This window comes from Mesorhizobium sp. M4B.F.Ca.ET.214.01.1.1, assembly GCF_004791545.1.
Lineage (GTDB): Bacteria > Pseudomonadota > Alphaproteobacteria > Rhizobiales > Rhizobiaceae > Mesorhizobium > Mesorhizobium abyssinicae.
This window is the reverse complement of sequence record NZ_SRUX01000291.1, coordinates 1-283: the sequence shown is the minus strand read 5'-3', so window position 1 is coordinate 283 and position 283 is coordinate 1. Positions and strand designations below refer to the sequence as shown.

Genomic DNA, 283 nt, shown 5'->3' with positions numbered 1-283 from the left:
TTTTCCGCGCGCCGGTCGCGCCGTTCGTCGTCGATGCGCTCGGCAATTCGATGAAGCTGGCGCTGGTCGCCTTCGTGCTGGTGGTGCCGATCGGCATCCTCGGCGGCGTCATCGCCGCGCTCAACCTCAACCGGCCGCTCGACCGCATCATCAGCCTCGGCGGGCTGTCGGTGACGGTCCTGCCGGAATTCGTCACAGGCATCATCCTGATCCTGATCTTCGGGGTCTGGCTGCGCTGGCTGCCGATCGCCGCCGCCTGGCCGAAAGGCGCTGGCTTCTTCAC

Annotated in this window: 1 pseudogene; it reads left to right on the top strand. The window is 67.1% G+C overall.

The features are described 5' to 3' along the window. A pseudogene (locus EN857_RS34290) lies at positions 1-283 on the top strand (ABC transporter permease); the annotation flags it as partial.